The organism is Streptomyces sp. NPDC047130 (genome assembly GCF_040643475.1).
Classification (GTDB): Bacteria; Actinomycetota; Actinomycetes; order Streptomycetales; family Streptomycetaceae; genus Streptomyces.
The window spans coordinates 159,392-177,490 of record NZ_JBEYUK010000013.1; the positions used below are offsets into that span (position 1 = coordinate 159,392).

An 18,099-nucleotide genomic window follows, 5' to 3' on the forward strand; every position below is an offset into this window, starting at 1 on the left:
TGGTGAAACCTCCCTCCGACGCCGGGTCACCGCCCCCCAAGGCCGCTTCCTCGGGGGGCGACGACGCGCGCGCCCGGTCCGCGAAGTCGCGCAAAGGCGGCGTGAGCAGGCGGAATGCCCACCTCCGGGTGCTTCCGCGCGCCCGGTCCGACATGCCATACGGCAACGCCGCGCGGAACAATGGGAACATGAGCGAGCCCAGTGCCCAGGACCCCAGCATCCAGGACCGCAGCGCCCAGGATCCCGCCTCCCCGCTGCCCTCGCAGGCAGCGGTGGGACTGATACCGGTGGGCCACGAGCCCGAGCCCCCGCAGCCCCGGCCCGCCGAGGAGCCGAGCGAGGGGCCGGACTTCGACGGTTACCAGGAGATCCGCCAGGAGGACGGGCCGCTCCCCGAGGGCCGCTTCCTGGACCGGGAGCGCAGCTGGCTCGCCTTCAACGAGCGGGTCCTCGAGCTCGCCGAGGACCCGAACACCCCGCTGCTGGAGCGCGCCAACTTCCTCGCGATCTTCGCCAGCAACCTGGACGAGTTCTTCATGGTCCGCGTCGCCGGCCTGAAGCGGCGGATCGCCACCGGCGTCGCCCAGCGCTCCGCCTCCGGGCTGCAGCCCCGCGAGGTGCTGGAGATGATCTGGGGCCGCTCCCGCGAGCTCATGGCCCGGCACGCCGCCTGCTTCCACGAGGACGTCGCCCCCGCCCTCGCCGAGGAGGGCATCCACGTCGTGCGCTGGCACGAGCTGACCGAGAAGGAACAGGCGCGGCTCTTCACGCTGTTCCGTTCCAAGATCTTCCCGGTCCTCACGCCGCTCGCCGTGGACCCGGCGCACCCGTTCCCCTACATCTCCGGCCTCTCGCTCAACCTGGCCGTCGTGGTCCGCAACCCGGTCTCCGGCCACCGGCACTTCGCCCGGGTCAAGGTGCCGCCGTCGCTCTCCCGCTTCCTGGAGGCCTCCCCCGAGCGCTACGTCCCCATCGAGGACGTCATCGCCGCGCACCTGGAGGAGCTGTTCCCGGGCATGGAGGTGATCCAGCACCACGCCTTCCGGATCACCCGCAACGAGGACCTGGAGGTCGAGGAGGACGACACCGAGAACCTCCTCAAGGCCCTGGAGAAGGAGCTCATGCGGCGCCGCTTCGGCCCGCCGGTGCGCCTGGAGGTCGAGGAGTCCATCGACCGGCACGTCCTGGACCTGCTGGTGCGCGAGCTGAAGATCACCGAGGCCGAGGTCTACCCGCTGCCCGGCCCGCTGGACCTGACCGGCCTGTTCGGCATCGCCGGCCTGGACCGCCCCGAGCTCAAGTACCGCAAGTTCATCGCCGGCACCCACCGCGACCTCGCCGAGGTGGAGTCCGCGTCCGCGCCGGACATCTTCGGCGCGCTGCGCGAGCGGGACGTGCTGCTGCACCACCCCTACGACTCCTTCTCGACCTCCGTCCAGACCTTCCTGGAGCAGGCCGCCGCCGACCCGGACGTGCTGGCGATCAAGCAGACGCTCTACCGCACCTCCGGCGACTCCCCCATCGTCGACGCCCTCATAGACGCCGCCGAGGCGGGCAAGCAGGTCCTGGTGCTCGTCGAGATCAAGGCCCGCTTCGACGAGCAGGCCAACATCAAGTGGGCCCGCAAGCTGGAGGAGTCCGGCTGCCACGTCGTCTACGGCCTGGTCGGGCTGAAGACGCACTGCAAGCTGTCGCTGGTGGTCCGCCAGGAGGGCGACACGCTGCGCCGCTACTCGCACGTCGGCACCGGCAACTACCACCCGAAGACGGCCCGCCTCTACGAGGACCTCGGCCTGCTCACCGCCGACCAGCAGGTCGGCGCGGACCTGTCCGACCTGTTCAACCGGCTCTCCGGCTACTCCCGCCGGGAGACCTACCGCCGACTGCTCGTCGCGCCGAAGTCCCTGCGGGACGGGCTGGTCTCCCGGATCGGCAAGGAGATCCGCCACCACCGGGCCGGCCGGCCCGCCTACGTGCGGATCAAGGTCAACTCGATGGTGGACGAGGCGGTCATCGACGCCTGCTACCGCGCCTCCCAGGCCGGCGTGCCCGTGGACATCTGGGTCCGCGGCATCTGCGCCGTGCGGCCCGGCGTGCCGGGGCTCTCGGAGAACATCCGGGTCCGGTCGGTCCTCGGCCGGTTCCTGGAGCACTCCCGGATCTTCGCCTTCGCCAACGGCGGCGAGCCCGAGGTGTGGTTCGGCAGCGCCGACATGATGCACCGCAACCTCGACCGGCGCATCGAGGCGCTGGTCCGGGTCACCGACCCGACCCACCGGGCCACCCTCCACCGGTTCCTGGAGACCGGCATGTCCGACTCCACCTCGTCCTGGCACCTCGGCCCGGACGGCGAGTGGACGCGGCACGCCACGGATCCGGACGGGCGCCCGTTGCCGCATGTCCAGGAGATGCTCATCGACGCCCGGAGGCGCCGGCGTGGCCCAGCAACACCCTGACAGTGACGTCCCTGTGCTCTCGGCCTATCTGCGCGGGCAGGCCACGGAGTTCCTGCGGGCGTTGAGGGCCGCCGCCTCGGGCGGGGACGCGGACTCCGCGCCCGCCCTGCGCAGGGCCTCGCGCCGCATCGGGGCGACACTGCACACCTTCCACTCCGCGCTCGATCCGGCCTGGTCGGCGGCCTTACGGCGTGAGCTGGCCTGGTTCTCGGGCGTCCTCGCCCAGGAGCGGCTGCACGCCGCCACCCTGCGGCGCCTCCAGGCGGCGCTGAACGAGCCGCAGGGGGACCTCGGCGCCGCCAAGGCGGCCGCGCTGCTGGAGCGGCGGCTCACGCTGGCCCGGGGCCGGGCGCACTCCGCGGTGCTGGAGGCGCTGGGGTCGGCACGGTTCCACGCGCTGGCCGACGCGGTGGCCCTGCTGGCGGGCGAGGTCCCGCTGCGCGGCGGCGGGCGTGACGCCGGCCCGGCCGGGGCGGTGCTGCGGGGGCACGCGGACACCGCGGAGCGGCGGCTCGCCGAGGCGGTCGCCGCGCTGCCCCACGACCTCCTCGACGGGGACGGCGACCTCGGCGGCCCGTGCCCGGGCTACCCGGGGGACCGCCCCGGCGACGGGGACACCGCCTGGCACCAGGTGCGGTCGCTGCTGCGGCTGCACCGGTACGCGCTGGAGGTCCTCACCGAGCCGGTGCCGCGCCGGCTGGTCGGCGCGGCGCGGGCACTGGACCGGCACCGGGACGCCGCCGAGGCCGCCTCGGTCGCCGCCGCGGCCGCGCGCACGCCGCGGATCGCCCCCGCGACGGCGTACGCGCTGGGCAACCTCCACGCCCACCAGCGGCACGAGGTGCTCGCCGCGCGCCGCGCCTTCCACCGGACCTGGCAGTCCGCCTCCCGTGACACGGTGACCGTACGATGACCCGGCCTTCCAGCGGCTCCGACGGCTCCGGCGGCTCCGGCGCCGCTCCCGACGCCTCCTCCGGCCCGGTCCGGGCGGCGGGCTGCGTCCTCTACCGCCGTACGCCGGGCGGTCTCGAGGTCTGCCTCGTCCACCGGCCCAAGTACGACGACTGGTCCTTCCCCAAGGGGAAGCTGGACCCCGGGGAGAGCGCCGAGGAGGCCGCGGTGCGGGAGGTCGCGGAGGAGACGGGGCACCGGGTCCGGCTGGGGCCGCGGCTGCCCACCGTCCACTACACGGTCGGGGGCCGGCCCAAGCGGGTCGACTACTGGGCCGCCGAGGCGACCTCCCCCGACGCCTTCACCCCCACCCACGAGATCGACGCCCTCGCCTGGCACCCCGCCCGCGCCGCGCACCCCCACCTCACCCACCCCCACGACCGCCCCCTCCTCACCGCCTTCCTCGCCCTCCCCCTCTGACCGTCCCCACCCCCACCCCGCGCGAGCGAAGCCGAAGCCGCCTGGGCGAGGGCGGACGCAGGTCGGCGCCCCCGCGGCAAGCGGCCCGCACCGCCCCGCACCGCACCCGGCGTAGCCGACGGCACCGTGCGCACGGCCCCGCACCGCAGCACGGCGCAGACACAGCCGGGCGGACAGCCCCGCTCCTCCCCCGACGCCCGCACTTCTGCCCGCCCGCGCCCCGGTGCGAGGCGGGGGCACCGCCCGCCGTGCACCCGGCCCCACGGCGGCAAGCCGGCCACCCACCGCCGCCCCACCCCGGTGCCGTCGGAGGGCGACGCCCACGCTGCCACGCGGTCCCGGCACCCGCCCGGCATCCACCGGGGAAAGGCAAGCCCCCACCGCCGCCGGGGCCCGACGCCCGCACTTCTGCCCGCCCGCGCCCCGGTGCGAGGCGGGGGGCACTGCCCGCCATGCACCCGGCCGCGCGGCGGCAAGGTGACGCCACCCACCGCCGCCCCACCCCGGTGCCGTCGGAGGACGACGCCCACGCTGCCACGCGGTCCCGGCACCCGCCCGGCATCCACCTGGGAAAGGCAAGCCCCCACCGCCGCCGGGGCCCGACGCACGCAAGCCCCGCCACCGCCAGCCCTCCCCCGCGGCGCAGGCGAACCCACGCGCCCCCGCGCAGGACCCCCGCCCCAGGTGCGCCCCCGGCGGTGAGGGGTACGCGGCGCGCGGAACGGGGGCGTGCGGGACGGGAGGCGAGCGGGACGGGAGGCGTGCGGGACGGGTGGTGTCGGCCGGAGGGCGGCTCACCGCACCGTCCCCGCGGATTCACCCCCCGTTCACCCTCCCCCGTCGGCCCCGTCACCTCCCCGGCCTAATTTCGGCCTCGACAGCGGGGAAACCGTCGCAAAGACAACCCCCCGCCACCGACACTTCGCACGCCGCCAAGCGGACCGGTTCCACCCGGCGGCTCCCGGAAGGAAGACACGAAAAGTGACGCTTCAGCGCAAGACCCGGCGCCAGACCCGGCGGGCCCTGACCCTCGGCGCTCTCGCCGTCTCCGGCGCCCTGGCCCTCACGGCGTGCGGCTCGGACGCGACCTCCGAGGGTGACTCGACCGGCGGCACCGCCGCCGCCCAGACCGGGAAGATCGACTGCGGCGACGCCCAGGGCCAGCTGCTGGCCGACGGCTCCTCCGCCCAGAAGAACGCGATCGACGCCTGGGTGAAGCAGTTCACCGCCGCCTGCCAGGGCCTGCAGATCAACTACAAGGGCTCCGGCTCCGGCGCGGGCATCACCGCGTTCACCCAGGGCCAGGTCGCCTTCGCCGGCTCCGACTCCGCGCTGAAGCCGGAGGAGATCGCCGAGTCCAAGAAGATCTGCAAGGACGGCCAGGCGATCGACCTCCCGATGGTCGGCGGCCCGATCGCTGTCTCCTACAACCTCCCCGGCGTGGACAACCTGGTCGTGGACGCCCCGACCCTGGCGAAGATCTTCGACTCGAAGATCACCACCTGGGACGACGCCGCCATCAAGAAGCTGAACCCGGACGCGGACCTGCCGTCGACCAAGATCCAGGCGTTCCACCGCTCGGACGAGTCCGGCACCACGGACAACTTCACCAAGTACCTGATCGCCGCGGCCCCCGACGACTGGAAGTACGAGGGCGGCAAGTCCTGGCAGGCCAAGGGCGGCCAGGCGGCCTCCGGCTCCAGCGGTGTGGCCCAGCAGGTCAAGCAGACCGAGGGCGCCATCGGCTACATGGAGCTCTCGTACGCCAAGGACAGCTCCACCGTCTCCATCGCCACCGGCGCCTCCGCCCCGGTCGCCGCCACCGTGGAGAACGCCTCCAACGCCATCGCCGACGCCAAGATCGTGGGCACCGGCAAGGACCTGGCGCTGGAGCTGAACTACGGCACCACCGCCGACAACGCCTACCCGATCGTCCTGGTCACCTACGAGATCGTCTGCGACAAGGGCAACAAGCCCGAGACGCTGCCGGCGACCAAGGCGTTCCTGAACTACGTCGCCAGCGAGGACGGCCAGGCGCTGCTCGCCGACGCCGGTTACGCCCCGATCCCCGACGAGATCATCGGCAAGGTCCGCGAAACCATCAACGGCCTCGCCTGATCCACGAGCCCGGCCCCCGGCCGGGCTCCGTCCGGTGCACCGCCGCCAGGGAGCCGACGGCCCGCCCAGCCCCGTCAGGGCGGGCCCCGGCCCCGCAGACCGGAGATCCTGATGGACATATCGACACAGAAGTCACACACGGACAACGACAACGCGCCTCCCGCGGGCGCGGCCGCCGGCACGCCCCGCACCTCCTCCTCCCCGGAGCCGGAGCAGGAACAGGGCAAGGCCAAGGGCACGGGTACGGGCACGGGCCGGAAGACCTCCGAGCCCCGCGCCCCCCGCCCGGCGACCCGCCGCGGCGACCGCATCTTCCTCGGCCTCTCGCGAGGCTCCGGCATCCTGCTGCTGGCCGTCATGGCCGCCATCGCCGTGTTCCTCAGCTACCGCGCGGCGCTGGCGATCAGCAAGGACCAGGGGAACTTCCTCACCACCTTCGAGTGGAACCCGAACAGCACCGAGCCGGTCTTCGGCATCGCGGTGCTGGCCTTCGGCACCGTCGTGTCGTCGATCATCGCCATGATCATCGCGGTTCCGGTCGCGGTGGCCATCGCGCTCTTCCTGACCCACTACGCCCCGCGGAAGCTGAGCGGCCCCATCGCCTACGTGGTGGACCTGCTCGCCGCCGTGCCGTCGATCGTCTACGGCCTGTGGGGCGCGCTGGTGCTCGTCCCGCACATGAACGGCCTGTTCAGCTGGCTCGACGAGTACCTGGGCTGGACCAAGATCTTCGAGTGGCAGGGCGGCGCCCCGCGCTCCATGCTCACGGTCGGCATCCTGCTGGCGATCATGATCCTCCCGGTCATCACCAACGTGAGCCGTGAGGTCTTCCGCCAGGTGCCCAAGGCGCACGAGGAGGCCGCGCTGGCCCTCGGCGCCACCCGCTGGGAGGTCATCCGCATGTCGGTCCTCCCGTTCGGCCGCTCCGGCGTGATCTCCGCCTCGATGCTCGGTCTCGGCCGCGCGCTCGGCGAGACCATGGCCGTGGCCACCGTCCTGTCGCCCACCTTCGACATCCAGGCCAGCCTCCTGGACCCGGGCGGCGGCACCTTCGCCCAGAACATCGCCAGCAAGTTCGGCGAGGCGAACGAGCAGGGCCGTGACGCGCTGATCGCCTCCGGTCTCGTCCTCTTCGTCATCACCCTGCTGGTCAACGGCGCCGCGCGCATGATCATCGCCCGCCGCAAGGAGTACTCGGGGGCCAACGCATGAGCACCACGTCCGCCGTCGTCAAGCCCGTCTCCCTGCAGGGCGCCCGGCTCCCGAAGTGGGCCCCGTGGGGCGTGGCCGCCGCCGCGACCGCCGTGGCCGTCGCCCTCGGCCTGGGGACCGGTCTGCACAGCCGCGTCCAGTGGGGCCTGATCGCCTCCGTCCTCTTCGTCCTGGGCACCTACGCCCTCTCCGCGAAGGTCGAGGGGCGCCGCCAGGCCAAGGACCGCATCGCCACCAGCCTCGTCTGGGTCGCCTTCCTGCTCGCCGTGGTGCCGCTGCTCTCCCTCGTCTGGGAGACCGTGGTGCGCGGCGTGAAGGTCCTGGACGGGTACTTCCTGACCCACTCCATGGGCACCGTCGCCGACGCCGAGCCCGGCGGCGGCATCTACCACGCGATCCTGGGCACCGCGCAGCAGGTCGGCCTCGCCACCCTGATCGCCGCCCCGATCGGCGTCCTCACCGCGATCTACCTGGTCGAGTACGGCCGGGGCGCGCTGGCCCGGGCCGTCACCTTCTTCGTCGACGTGATGACGGGCATCCCGTCCATCGTGGCCGGTCTGTTCATCCTCAGCCTGATGCTGATGTTCGACCTGCAGCCCTTCGGCTTCGCCGGCTCGCTGGCGCTGGCCATCCTGATGCTGCCGGTCGTCGTCCGCTCCACGGAGGAGATGCTCAAACTGGTGCCGAACGAACTGCGCGAGGCGTCCCTCGCCCTGGGCGTGCCCCGGTGGCGAACCATCCTGAAGGTGGTCCTGCCCACCGCGGTCGGCGGCATCACCACCGGTGTGATGCTCGCGGTCGCCCGCATCGCGGGCGAGAGCGCGCCGGTCCTGCTGCTGGTCTTCGGCAACCCGTTCATCAACGCCAACCCCTTCGAGGGCGCGCAGGCGTCGCTGCCGCTGTACATCTACCAGCAGTACGTGAACAGCGCCGGCTCGTCGGCGGCCTACGACCGCGCATGGGCGGCGGCGCTGACGCTGATCGCCTTCGTGATGATCCTCAACCTGGTGGCCCGCGGCATCGCCCGCTGGAAGACGCCCCGCTGAACCCCCTGGAAGTGACACACATGGCCAAGCGAATCGACGTCAGCGGCCTCTCCGCCTTCTACGGCGCCCACAAGGCCATCGAGGACATCTCGATGACCATCGAGCCCCGCTCGGTGACGGCCTTCATCGGCCCCTCCGGCTGCGGCAAGTCCACGTTCCTGCGCACCCTGAACCGGATGCACGAGGTCGTCCCCGGCGGCCGCGTCGAGGGCAAGGTGATGCTGGACGACGAGGACCTGTACGGCCCCGGCATCGACCCCGTGTCGGTGCGCCGGGAGGTCGGCATGGTCTTCCAGCGCCCCAACCCGTTCCCCACCATGTCGATCTACGACAACGTGGCGGCCGGCCTGCGCCTGAACGGCAGCTACAAGAAGTCCGAGCTCGACGGCATCGTCGAGCAGTCCCTGCGCGGCGCCAACCTCTGGAACGAGGTCAAGGACCGGCTGAACAAGCCCGGCTCCGGCCTCTCCGGCGGCCAGCAGCAGCGCCTGTGCATCGCGCGGGCGATCGCCGTGCAGCCCAAGGTCCTGCTCATGGACGAGCCCTGCTCGGCCCTGGACCCGATCTCCACCCTGGCGATCGAGGACCTGATCGGCGAGCTCAAGGAGCAGTACACGATCGTCATCGTCACCCACAACATGCAGCAGGCCGCCCGCGTCTCCGACCGCACCGCGTTCTTCAACCTCGCGGCGATCGGCCAGCCCGGCAAGCTCATCGAGATCGACGACACCGAGCGGATCTTCTCCAACCCGTCGGTGAAGGACACCGAGGACTACATCTCCGGCCGCTTCGGCTGAGCCCACGGGCTCGCGCAGCGGATCGAACTCCTCGCGGTGCTGCATGGCGGTGCCACCGCGAGGCCCGGGGCCCGCGCCGTTCCGGCGCGGGCCCCTCCATCCGTGCGTCCGTGCCCATGGCGTCTGGGCCCACCGGACTAGCCCGTCCGTGCCATGCGCTCGGGGCCGTCGCCTCCTTACTCTGGAAAGCCCGTACGGGCACCGGCAGAAGGAGGGTGATCGGCGTGGCTCCGCTCGGCGCACCCGGACAGGTGCAGGACCAGATCGCTCTGGCCGAGATAGAGCTCTGCGGCGACCTGATGATCGCCGCGTCCTCGGCCAACGCCGACCGGCTCAGTCAGGCGAGCATCGACGAGATCCTCCGCGTCCGGGAGGACCGCCGCCTTCCCCGCTGACGTCCCGCCGCCCCGGCACCGGCCGCGGGCCGGCACCGCGCTCGGGCGGCAAGCGGCGGCGGAGGCACAGGGCGGACGGGCGGACGGGCGGACAGGCGGGCGCGGGTCAGGTCCGCAGCATCCGGGCGATGGCCTTGGTGGCTTCCTCGACCTTGGCGTCGATCTCGTCCCCGCCCTTGACCGCGGCGTCGGCGACGCAGTGCCGCAGGTGCTCCTCCAGCAGCTGCAGCGCGAAGGACTGCAGCCCCTTGGTGGAGGCGGACACCTGCGTGAGTATGTCGATGCAGTAGACGTCCTCCTCGACCATGCGCTGCAGCCCGCGGATCTGGCCCTCGATCCGCCGCAGCCGCTTGAGGTGGTCCGCCTTGTGGGCGTGGTAGCCGTAGTGGTGCCCGTGCTCCTGGTCCTCGGCGGGGGCTCCCCCGGCCGCTTCGACCTCCGGCGTCGTCGTCATCTCCGGCAGCCCTCCTCGCCCTCGTGTGTCACTTTCGTCACCGTCCGGGCCTCGGGGCCCGACCCAGATGCATACCCCTGGCGGGTATATGGTACTCGCGTTCGGTGGGTAGATGGGGTTACGGCCGCCACGGAGCGGATGGGCGACACCGGCTCTCGCTCAGCCCGCCCCATTAGCAGCCGCCCCCCGTTGGGCCTAGCATCACCCTGACCGATTCGAAGAGCCTCCGAGGACCCCACGTGCGCTTTCGTCTGACCCCGAGGGAGACGAGCTTCTACGACATGTTCTCCGCCTCCGCGGACAACATCGTCACGGGCTCCAAGCTCCTGCTGGAACTGCTCGGTGCGGAGCCGTCCGCGCGGGGCGAGATCGCCGAGCGGATGCGGGCCGCGGAACACGCGGGCGACGACGCCACCCACGCGATCTTCCACCAGCTGAACTCGTCCTTCATCACGCCGTTCGACCGTGAGGACATCTACGCCCTCGCCGGCTCGCTCGACGACATCATGGACTTCATGGAGGAGGCCGTCGACCTGGTCGTCCTCTACAACATCGAGGAACTCCCCAAGGGCGTCGAGCAGCAGATCGAGGTGCTGGCGCGGGCGGCCGAACTGACCGCCGAGGCCATGCCCAACCTGCGCACCATGTCGAACCTCACCGAGTACTGGATCGAGGTCAACCGCCTCGAGAACCAGGCGGACCAGATCCACCGCAAGCTGCTCGCCCAGCTCTTCAACGGCAAGTACGACGCCATCGAGGTGCTCAAGCTCAAGCAGGTCGTGGACGTCCTCGAGGAGGCGGCCGACGCCTTCGAACACGTGGCCAACACGGTGGAGACGATCTCGGTCAAGGAGTCCTGAGCCCTGACATGGACACCTTTGCTCTGATCGTGACGGTCGGCGTCGCGCTCTTCTTCACCTACACCAACGGCTTCCACGACTCCGCGAACGCGATCGCCACCTCGGTCTCCACCCGCGCGCTGACCCCCCGGGCCGCGCTGGCGATGGCCGCGGTGATGAACCTGATCGGCGCCTTCATGGGCTCCGGCGTCGCCAAGACCGTCAGTGAGGGTCTGATCGAGACGCCCGAGGGCTCCAAGGGCATGGGCATCCTGTTCGCGGCGCTGATCGGCGCGATCGCCTGGAACCTCCTGACCTGGTACTTCGGCCTGCCCTCATCCTCCTCGCACGCCCTGTTCGGCGGCATGGTCGGCGCGGCCCTGGCCGGCGGGATCACCGTCTTCTGGGACGGCGTCCTGACCAAGATCGTCCTGCCGATGTTCATCTCGCCCGTGGTCGGCCTGCTCGCCGGCTACCTGGTGATGACGGCCATCATGTGGATCTTCCGCCGGGCCAACCCGTCCAAGGCCAAGCGCGGCTTCCGCATCGCCCAGACGGTCTCCGCGGCCGGCATGGCGCTGGGCCACGGCCTCCAGGACGCGCAGAAGACCATGGGCATCGTGGTGATGGCCCTGGTCATCGCGGACGTCGAGGAGTACGGCGACGCGATCCCGGTCTGGGTCAAGGTCATGTGCGCCCTGATGCTGTCGGCGGGCACCTACGCGGGCGGCTGGCGCATCATGCGCACCCTGGGCCGCAAGATCATCGAGCTGGACCCGCCGCAGGGCTTCGCCGCCGAGACCACCGGCGCGTCGATCATGTTCGTGACCGCCTTCATCTTCAAGGCGCCCATCTCCACCACCCACGTGATCACCTCCGCGATCATGGGCGTCGGCGCCACCAAGCGCCTCAACGCGGTGCGCTGGGGCGTCGCCAAGAACATCGTCCTGGGCTGGTTCATCACCATGCCGGCCGCCGCCGCGGTGGCCGCCGCCTGCTACGGCGTGGTCCACCTGGTGGCCCTGCTCTAGGGGCCGCTCCCCCGGCCGGCGCGGCGCCCGCACCGGACCGCCACGACCCGTACGACGGCCCCGCGCCGCCCCCCGACAGGGGCGTGACCGGGGCCGTCGGGCGTGCGGGCCGTGACCGGGGCCTCGGGCGTGCGGGCCCCGGCCGGTCACTGCGGGGCGATCCGCCCCGCGAAGATGTCCGCCGCCTCCGGCAGCCGCACGTCCACCGGGGCCCCGAAGTCGTACAGCGTCATCGTGGACGTGACGACCACCGTCCGGCGCGCCTCGTTGAGGAAGCTGAACTCCTGGCGGACCTTCCGGATCCGGCCGTGGCCGTCCAGGTACACGTCGAACGGCACCTCCGCGCTGGCGAACCCTTTCGCCGCCGCCCGCAGACCCTGCTGCCACCCCGCCCGGGCCCGTGCCGCCGCGTCCCCGAGGTGGGCCACCCCCTCGTACCGGCGCACCTGGGTGCCCGCGAAGTCGACCGTCCCCCGGTACTCGGCCCGGCGCGTGCCGCGCAGCAGTTCCGCCGCCGCCAGCGGGTCCGTGGCGCCGCCGGTCACCAGGTTGCCGTCGGCCGAGTCCCCGGCGTCGACCCGCACCCACTTGTCCTCGGGGACGCCCTCGCCGCGGTTCTTCAGGAAGACCGCGCCGGGGGTCAGCAGCTCGGTGATCGGCCGCCGCAGCGCCCGCCCGGCCGGCTCCTCGGGCAGCGTCACCCGCAGCTCGCCCCGCTGCCGCCGGTAGTCGTAGACGCCCTCGCCGCGGATCACGATCCGGGTCCCGCCCGTGGCCATCGCCATCGAGGTGCTGGCCCGCGACGTGCCCGCCACCGCCAGCCGCCCCGCCGCCTCCCGGAGCAGTTCCGCGGCGGCCTCCGCGCCGGCGCCGCCCGGCCGGTCGTCCGCGAGGGCACCGCCGGAGCAGCCGACGACGCCGGCCATCACGCCGGTCATCACGGCGGCCGCCGTGGCCGCCACCGCAGCGCGCACACCGGTGCGCCGCATCCGCCGCCACCGTTCCATCGCCTGCACCCCCATGCCGGTTCGTCCGCCCACGGGCCTTGCCGTTCCGGTTAACGACGGGTAGCACCCCCCGTCACGCACCGGCCGCCCGGTTTCCCCCCATGGACGGGGCCCGTACCCCCAGGAGGTACGGGCCCCGTCGACGTGCGGCGCGTGCGGTCAGGCGGCGAGGTCGCGCGTTCCCCCGCGCCCGGCGGGGCGCTCCCCGGCGACCGGATCGGCCGTCCGGGCGGCCGAGCCGTCCTCGCGCGCCACGTCGCCCAGCAGCAGCCATCCGATGCCCGGAACCCTGCCGAGCCAGCCCACCAGCGGCGTCAGCGCCGCCATCGCGACCGGCGAGAGCAGCAGCGCCACGGCGGTGCCCAGGGCGAAGCCGCCCGCGACGTCCGTCGGGTAGTGGACGCCCATGTAGACCCGCGACACACCGGCGAGGAAGGCCAGCACGATCGCCAGCACGCCGAATTTCCGGTGCGCGAGGAAGAGCGCGACCGCCATGGCCATGGCCAGCGTGGCGTGGTCGCTCACGAAGGAGTAGTCCTCCTTGCCCTCCACCAGGACCTCGAGCCCCTGGTGGGTCAGGAAGGGCCTGGGCCGCTCCACGAACCCGCGGATGGGTATGTTCACGATCACGGCCAGCAGCGCGGCCACCGGCATCCACGCGATCGCCGCCACCGAGGCGACGACCGACTCCCGGTCCGCGAGACCCTGCTGCCCGAGCCGCCGCACGCGGACCAGGCACCACAGGCCCATCACCACGATGGCGAGCGGAAGCCCGTACTCCCCCACGTACTCCATGATCCGGTCGAACCAGGTCGGAGCCGCCTCGGCCAGGCCGTTGATCTCGAAGAGCAGGCCGACATCGGGATTCGACCCTGATTCGGCGAGTCCAGCCATGGTGCAGTCGGCCCCTTCATCTGTGCCTTACGGCGGTGTCGTCATGCCTTCCGGCGCGGGCACGCGTCCCTCGCGCGCACGCGCCGCTGTTCCACCCCCGTGGTACGGCTGTGGTCCCGTAACGGTCCCCGTACACCAGCAGGAACGCACGAACCTCGTTCAAGGGTTCCATTTCCCGGCGGAAGATCACCGAGACGTTACCCAAGAGCAACTCGTCCGTGCAGCTCAGGCCGAAACTTCACGCGGCACACACGGACCACCGCGCCCCCCACACGATCCCTCCGCGCTTCACACCGCGTTCGGCAGCGCCGCGGCGGCCTCGGCGGTGACCCGGGTCGCCCCGAAGTACTTCGGGGTGTCGATCGGGTCGAAGCGGATCACCGCGCCGGTGTACGGCGCGTCGATCATGTACCCGCCACCAACGTAGATCCCTACGTGGTCAATGGCCCTGGAATCAGTAGGGTCGTCCGAAAAGAATACGAGATCGCCCGGAAGAAGTTCATCCCGTGACGGATGCGGACCGGCGTTGTACTGATCGTTCGCGACCCGCGGCAGCTGGATCCCGACGCTGGCGTAGGCCGCCTTGGTCAGGCCGGAGCAGTCGAAGCGGCCGCCCTGGTCCGCGGTGCCGTTGCCGCCCCACAGGTAGGGCGTGCCCAGCTTGTCCTGCGCGTACATGATCGCCCCGGCGGCCTGCCGGCTCGGCGCGAGCCGCGCCTTCGGCCGGGCGAACGACTTCTCCAGCGCCCGGATCCGCTGCACGTAGTTCCGCGTCTCGGTGATCGCCGGGACACCGCCGGAACTAATCACCCGGTACGCGCCGGCGTTGTAGGCGGCCAGCATGTTGTTCGTCCGGTCGCCGGGCACGTCCTCGACGTACTGGGCCAGCTCGCAGTCGTAGGAGGCCGCCGACGGGATGGCGTCCTTGGGGTCCCAGATGTCCCGGTCGCCGTCACCGTCGCCGTCGATGCCGTGGGTGGCCCAGGTGCTGGGGATGAACTGCGCGATGCCCCGGGCGTCGGCGTGGCTCACCACGTCGGCGTCCCAGCCGCTCTCCTGGTACAGCTGGGCGGCCAGCAGGGCGGGGTTGATTTCCGGACAGAGATTGCCCCAGGTCCGCACCAGCTCCTCGTACGCCGCCGGAACCGACCCCTCCGCGACGTCGACGGCGCCCTGGGTCGCACTTCTCACCAGGTTCCCGGCGACCACGTACACGCCGACCACCAGCACCATGACGAAGCCCATGACGGTCCCGACGACCGCCGCTCCGGTCAGCCACGTCTTCCGCACGTCCTCAGCCCTCCCCCACCGGGTGTCCCGGCCGGCGCCGAACCGGCCCTTCTCCTCCGCACGGCCGTCCCCGCCTACTCCGCGACGGTGAAGCCGTCGCAGGCGATGCTGCGGTACTCCGTGGGACTCTCCACACGCACGAACCTGACCGTCCAGTCCCCCGGATCCTCCGCCGGCGGCAGGGCGTCCTCACGCCTCTCGCCCTCGAAGTGGGCGGCGAAGTCGTCCGGGTAGGTGAACTCGACCCACTCAGGAGCCTTCCCCGGGTCGTACCCCGCGTAGAGGTCCACCGGTTTCGTGGTGAAGCCCAGCGCCTTGTTCTCCGTCAGGCCGATGCCGTTCTTCTCGGCCTCGGCCGCCGGGAACTCGTGCGGAGGCTTCACGACGGCCGCCACGTAATAGGTGTCGCCCGGCGAGGGTTCGGCGTACTTCAGCCGCATCGCCACCGTGAGCCTGCCGGAGGCGATCTCCGCCGGGTCCGACGGCACTCCGTACTGGAAGTCCTTGTTGCCCTCCTCGACGGGGAGGTTGCAGCTGCCGTCCGCCCATCCTTCACCGGCGTCGGACCACCAGTAGTTCAGGTCGGGCCCCGTCGCCTCGATGTACGACGGCGGGCGGGGGCCCGTCCTCCCGCCCCTGGCGTCCCCGCCGGCCGGGGACCCCGTGGCCCCGCCCGTGGGGGCCGCGGAACCCGCCGCCCGATCCTTCCCGCCGCCGCCGTCACCGCCGTCACCGCCGTCCGGCAGCATCGACAGCAGGCCGCCGCCGACCGCCGCCACCAGCACCGCGGCGCCCGCCACGGCCCACAGGCGTCCCCGGCGCGCGGAGGCGGCCGGGCGGGAGAGCTGGGTGGGCGTGTAGCCGTCGGCGGTGGGCAGTTCGTGCGGCGCGGCCGGGGGCGCGGCCGGCACCGGCGGCGTTCCGGGCCCCGGGACCGGCGTGGCGGGCGGTTGGGGCGCCGCCGCGGCCCCGGCGAGGGCCGCGTAGTGGGCGTCGCCCACCAGCGCCCCGGAGACGGCGCAGCGCTCGATGACCCGGGCCAGTGAGGGACGCTCCGCGGGGTCCTTCGCCACGCAGTCGCGCACCAGCGCCGCGAGACCCTCCTCGACGCCCTCCAGGTCGATCGGCTCGTACACGGCGCGGTAGCCGACGCTCGCGGCCGGCCCGGTCCCGAAGGGCGGGCGCCCGGTGGCCGCGTAGGCCATCGTCGCCCCGAGCGCGAAGACGTCGGCGGCGGGACCGACCTCGTTGCGCAGCAGCACCTCGGGGGCGGTGAACCCCGGCGTCCCCGGACCGGAGGCCCCGGTCTCGGTCACGGCGGTCTGCTCCGGGCCGCGCGCGATGCCGAAGTCGATGAGCTGCGGGCCCCGCTGGGAGAGGATCACGTTCTGCGGCTTGAGGTCCCGGTGGGTCACCCCGCAGGCGTGCACGGCCGCCAGCCCCTCGGCGAGCGCGGCGAACAGCCCCCGGCAGGTCGGGGCCGGCAGCGGGCCCCGCTCGGCCACCGCGGCGCTGAGCGTCGGCCCCTGGACGTACTCGGTGGCCAGCCAGTACGGCGCCTGTTCCAGCGAGGCGTCGATCAGGTTGGCCGTGTAGGCGCTGCGCACCGCCCGGGCCGTCTCCACCTCGCGCCGGAAGCGGGGCAGCGCGTCGGGGTGCCCGGTGATCTCGTCCTTGATGACCTTGAGGGCCACCAGGCGCCCGCCGGGCGACCTCCCGAGGTACACCTGACCCATGCCGCCCGCGCCCAGCCGAGCCTGGAGGACATAGGGGCCAAGTCGCGCCGGGTCGTTCCCCTTCAGCTCTTCCACGGTCCAAAACACTGCCACAGAAGGCCTCTTGATGCCGAGGGGACGGGCAACGCGGGGCCGTGCGCCCCTCCCTGCCTCCCCGGCGCCCTCCGTGCTCCTGGCCGAAAGGCCCCTCCACCGGCCGAAGGGACGCGCCCACCCGCCGAGGAGCCGCTGCCGTAGCCGAAGGGCCCCGCTGTCGTAGCCGAAGGGCCCCGCTGTCGGCGCCGAAGGGCCCCGCTACCGGCCGAAGGTCTCCCTGACCGCCGAGACGGCTCCGCGCCAGGCGGAACGCCTGCGGTCGGCCGGGGTCAGCGGCACCACCGTCACCAGCGACGGGCCGTCCACCGGGGCGACGTCCCGGTCCCGCGCCGGCAGCAGGGCGCTCACCTCCTCCGCGAACCTCTCCGCGGCGCTCTCCGGGACCTCCTCCACCCGGTGGACCACCGGGGCCTCGCCGCCCAGCAGCTCGACCTCGACGGTGCGGCCCTCGGCGGACACCCCCTCGACGGCCCGCAGCGGTATCCACCGCTCCTCGTCGCCCTCCAGCAGCACCACCGCGTCGTCCTCGAGCCTCAGCACGACCCCGTCCCTGCCTCTCAGGACCGGTACACCCACGCCGTTCTCCTCCCCCTGCCGCGACCGCTCCGCGGGACCGTGCCCCTCACGGGCCGGATGCGCCCCCCGGCGCCCCGCAGAACCGTTCTCCGGGCCACCGCGGATCGCGGATGGCCTTGACTTCGCTAGCTGGACTCCCCGAGGACCCGATTGGTTGCGTTCGTTGCCCGGAGAGGCGCACTATGATACATAGAGTGATTGTATGACTACTCAACGTCAATGACGGTCCATCACTCGCACACCCATGCGCTTCGACCTCACGGCAGCCACACAAAACCAGCCATCCAATGACGCCAAGTCGACATGACAGCACGTCATCGTCGGCGACAATGAGGGCTGTCCTCCGCAACCCGGCGGAGGGGACGCGGAACTACCCAACAGGGGCGGTGAGTTACATGCTTCTTGCAGCCGACGAGGGAGACATCACCACCATCATCGGCGGGATCGCTCCGGACTGGGGCCCCTTCGGCAGCCTGGGCAACGAGGCGAAGGTGATGATCGAAGTGGTCATGGCCATCGCCATCCTGCTCTGCCTCGGCCTCGCCATCTGGGGCGCCGCCAAGCAGCGCATCGGCGCCACCGCGCTGCGCGACACGTTCAGCGCGGAACAGGGCAAGGGCCTGATCATCGCCGGTCTCACCGGCGTCTTCATCATCGGTTCGCTGGGCACGTTGTTCACCATCGTGTACGGCATGGCCGTCTAGCCGGGCCCGGCCACCCCGCGCACGGCACCCCGTCCAGTCCCGGCCGGAGCGCCCCCGGATGCTTCCGAGACCCCCAC

17 protein-coding genes are annotated in these 18,099 nt (G+C 72.3%); 11 read left to right on the forward strand and 6 right to left on the reverse strand.

What is annotated here, in order from left to right; genetic code table 11:
* The first annotated feature begins 152 nt into the window (after positions 1-152).
* The 8 genes from ABZ836_RS17995 (at position 153) to ABZ836_RS18030 (ending at position 9,395) form a co-directional block, all read left to right on the forward strand.
* Entirely contained in the window at positions 153-2,456 is a 2,304-nt protein-coding gene (locus ABZ836_RS17995) for an RNA degradosome polyphosphate kinase (protein WP_361143290.1), read from the forward strand.
* Between the two features lie 13 nt (positions 2,457-2,469).
* Complete coding sequence (locus ABZ836_RS18000; RefSeq protein WP_361143228.1) at positions 2,470-3,369, forward strand: CHAD domain-containing protein; 900 nt, start codon at positions 2,470-2,472, stop codon at positions 3,367-3,369.
* On the forward strand, positions 3,366-3,827 hold the full coding sequence (locus ABZ836_RS18005; RefSeq protein ID WP_361143231.1) for an NUDIX hydrolase: 462 nt from the start codon (positions 3,366-3,368) through the stop codon (positions 3,825-3,827). Before ABZ836_RS18000 ends, ABZ836_RS18005 begins: the two co-directional genes overlap by 4 nt.
* A gap of 981 nt (positions 3,828-4,808) precedes the next feature.
* On the forward strand, positions 4,809-5,945 hold the full coding sequence (gene pstS, locus ABZ836_RS18010) for a phosphate ABC transporter substrate-binding protein PstS (RefSeq protein ID WP_361143234.1): 1,137 nt from the start codon (positions 4,809-4,811) through the stop codon (positions 5,943-5,945).
* Positions 5,946-6,056: 111 nt separating this feature from the next.
* On the forward strand, positions 6,057-7,157 hold the full coding sequence (gene pstC / locus ABZ836_RS18015; protein ID WP_361143237.1) for a phosphate ABC transporter permease subunit PstC: 1,101 nt from the start codon (positions 6,057-6,059) through the stop codon (positions 7,155-7,157).
* Positions 7,154-8,203, forward strand: a complete 1,050-nt coding sequence (pstA, locus tag ABZ836_RS18020) for a phosphate ABC transporter permease PstA (RefSeq protein WP_361143240.1) — start codon at positions 7,154-7,156, stop codon at positions 8,201-8,203. The genes pstC and pstA overlap by 4 nt, the downstream gene beginning before the upstream one ends.
* A 20-nt stretch (positions 8,204-8,223) precedes the next feature.
* On the forward strand, positions 8,224-9,000 hold the full coding sequence (gene pstB / locus ABZ836_RS18025) for a phosphate ABC transporter ATP-binding protein PstB (protein WP_356130234.1): 777 nt from the start codon (positions 8,224-8,226) through the stop codon (positions 8,998-9,000).
* A gap of 215 nt (positions 9,001-9,215) precedes the next feature.
* Entirely contained in the window at positions 9,216-9,395 is a 180-nt protein-coding gene (locus ABZ836_RS18030; RefSeq protein WP_356130236.1) for a hypothetical protein, read from the forward strand.
* 106 nt (positions 9,396-9,501) lie between these two features.
* Here the strand turns inward: ABZ836_RS18030 and ABZ836_RS18035 are convergent, their stop codons facing one another.
* Positions 9,502-9,849, reverse strand: coding sequence for a metal-sensitive transcriptional regulator (locus ABZ836_RS18035; RefSeq protein ID WP_356130238.1), 348 nt, complete (start codon positions 9,847-9,849; stop codon positions 9,502-9,504).
* A 239-nt stretch (positions 9,850-10,088) separates the two neighbouring features.
* Between ABZ836_RS18035 and ABZ836_RS18040 the strand changes: the two genes are divergently transcribed.
* Positions 10,089-10,709 (forward strand): DUF47 family protein, encoded by a 621-nt coding sequence (locus ABZ836_RS18040; RefSeq protein WP_180221360.1) that lies wholly within the window; start codon positions 10,089-10,091, stop codon positions 10,707-10,709.
* 8 nt (positions 10,710-10,717) lie between these two features.
* Positions 10,718-11,719 (forward strand): inorganic phosphate transporter, encoded by a 1,002-nt coding sequence (locus ABZ836_RS18045; RefSeq protein WP_356130240.1) that lies wholly within the window; start codon positions 10,718-10,720, stop codon positions 11,717-11,719.
* Between the two features lie 146 nt (positions 11,720-11,865).
* Here the strand turns inward: ABZ836_RS18045 and ABZ836_RS18050 are convergent, their stop codons facing one another.
* The 5 genes from ABZ836_RS18050 to ABZ836_RS18070 form a co-directional block, all read right to left on the reverse strand.
* On the reverse strand, positions 11,866-12,708 hold the full coding sequence (locus tag ABZ836_RS18050) for a hypothetical protein (protein WP_361143293.1): 843 nt from the start codon (positions 12,706-12,708) through the stop codon (positions 11,866-11,868).
* A 177-nt stretch (positions 12,709-12,885) separates the two neighbouring features.
* The gene (locus ABZ836_RS18055; protein ID WP_361143246.1) at positions 12,886-13,620 is read right to left on the reverse strand and encodes a phosphatase PAP2 family protein; all 735 of its coding nucleotides are present in this window, start codon (positions 13,618-13,620) and stop codon (positions 12,886-12,888) included.
* A gap of 288 nt (positions 13,621-13,908) precedes the next feature.
* Positions 13,909-14,865, reverse strand: coding sequence for a bifunctional lytic transglycosylase/C40 family peptidase (locus tag ABZ836_RS18060; RefSeq protein ID WP_356130321.1), 957 nt, complete (start codon positions 14,863-14,865; stop codon positions 13,909-13,911).
* Between the two features lie 119 nt (positions 14,866-14,984).
* Complete coding sequence (locus tag ABZ836_RS18065) at positions 14,985-16,721, reverse strand: serine/threonine-protein kinase (RefSeq protein ID WP_361143249.1); 1,737 nt, start codon at positions 16,719-16,721, stop codon at positions 14,985-14,987.
* Between the two features lie 219 nt (positions 16,722-16,940).
* A complete protein-coding gene (locus ABZ836_RS18070; RefSeq protein WP_356130246.1) occupies positions 16,941-17,318 on the reverse strand; it encodes a hypothetical protein in 378 nt (125 codons plus the stop codon).
* 395 nt (positions 17,319-17,713) lie between these two features.
* On the opposite strand from ABZ836_RS18070, the gene ABZ836_RS18075 reads away from it, so the two are divergent.
* Positions 17,714-18,022 carry a hypothetical protein gene (locus ABZ836_RS18075; protein WP_356130248.1) on the forward strand — a complete coding sequence of 103 codons (309 nt, stop codon included), beginning with the start codon at positions 17,714-17,716 and terminating at the stop codon, positions 18,020-18,022.
* Positions 18,023-18,099: the final 77 nt, after the last annotated feature.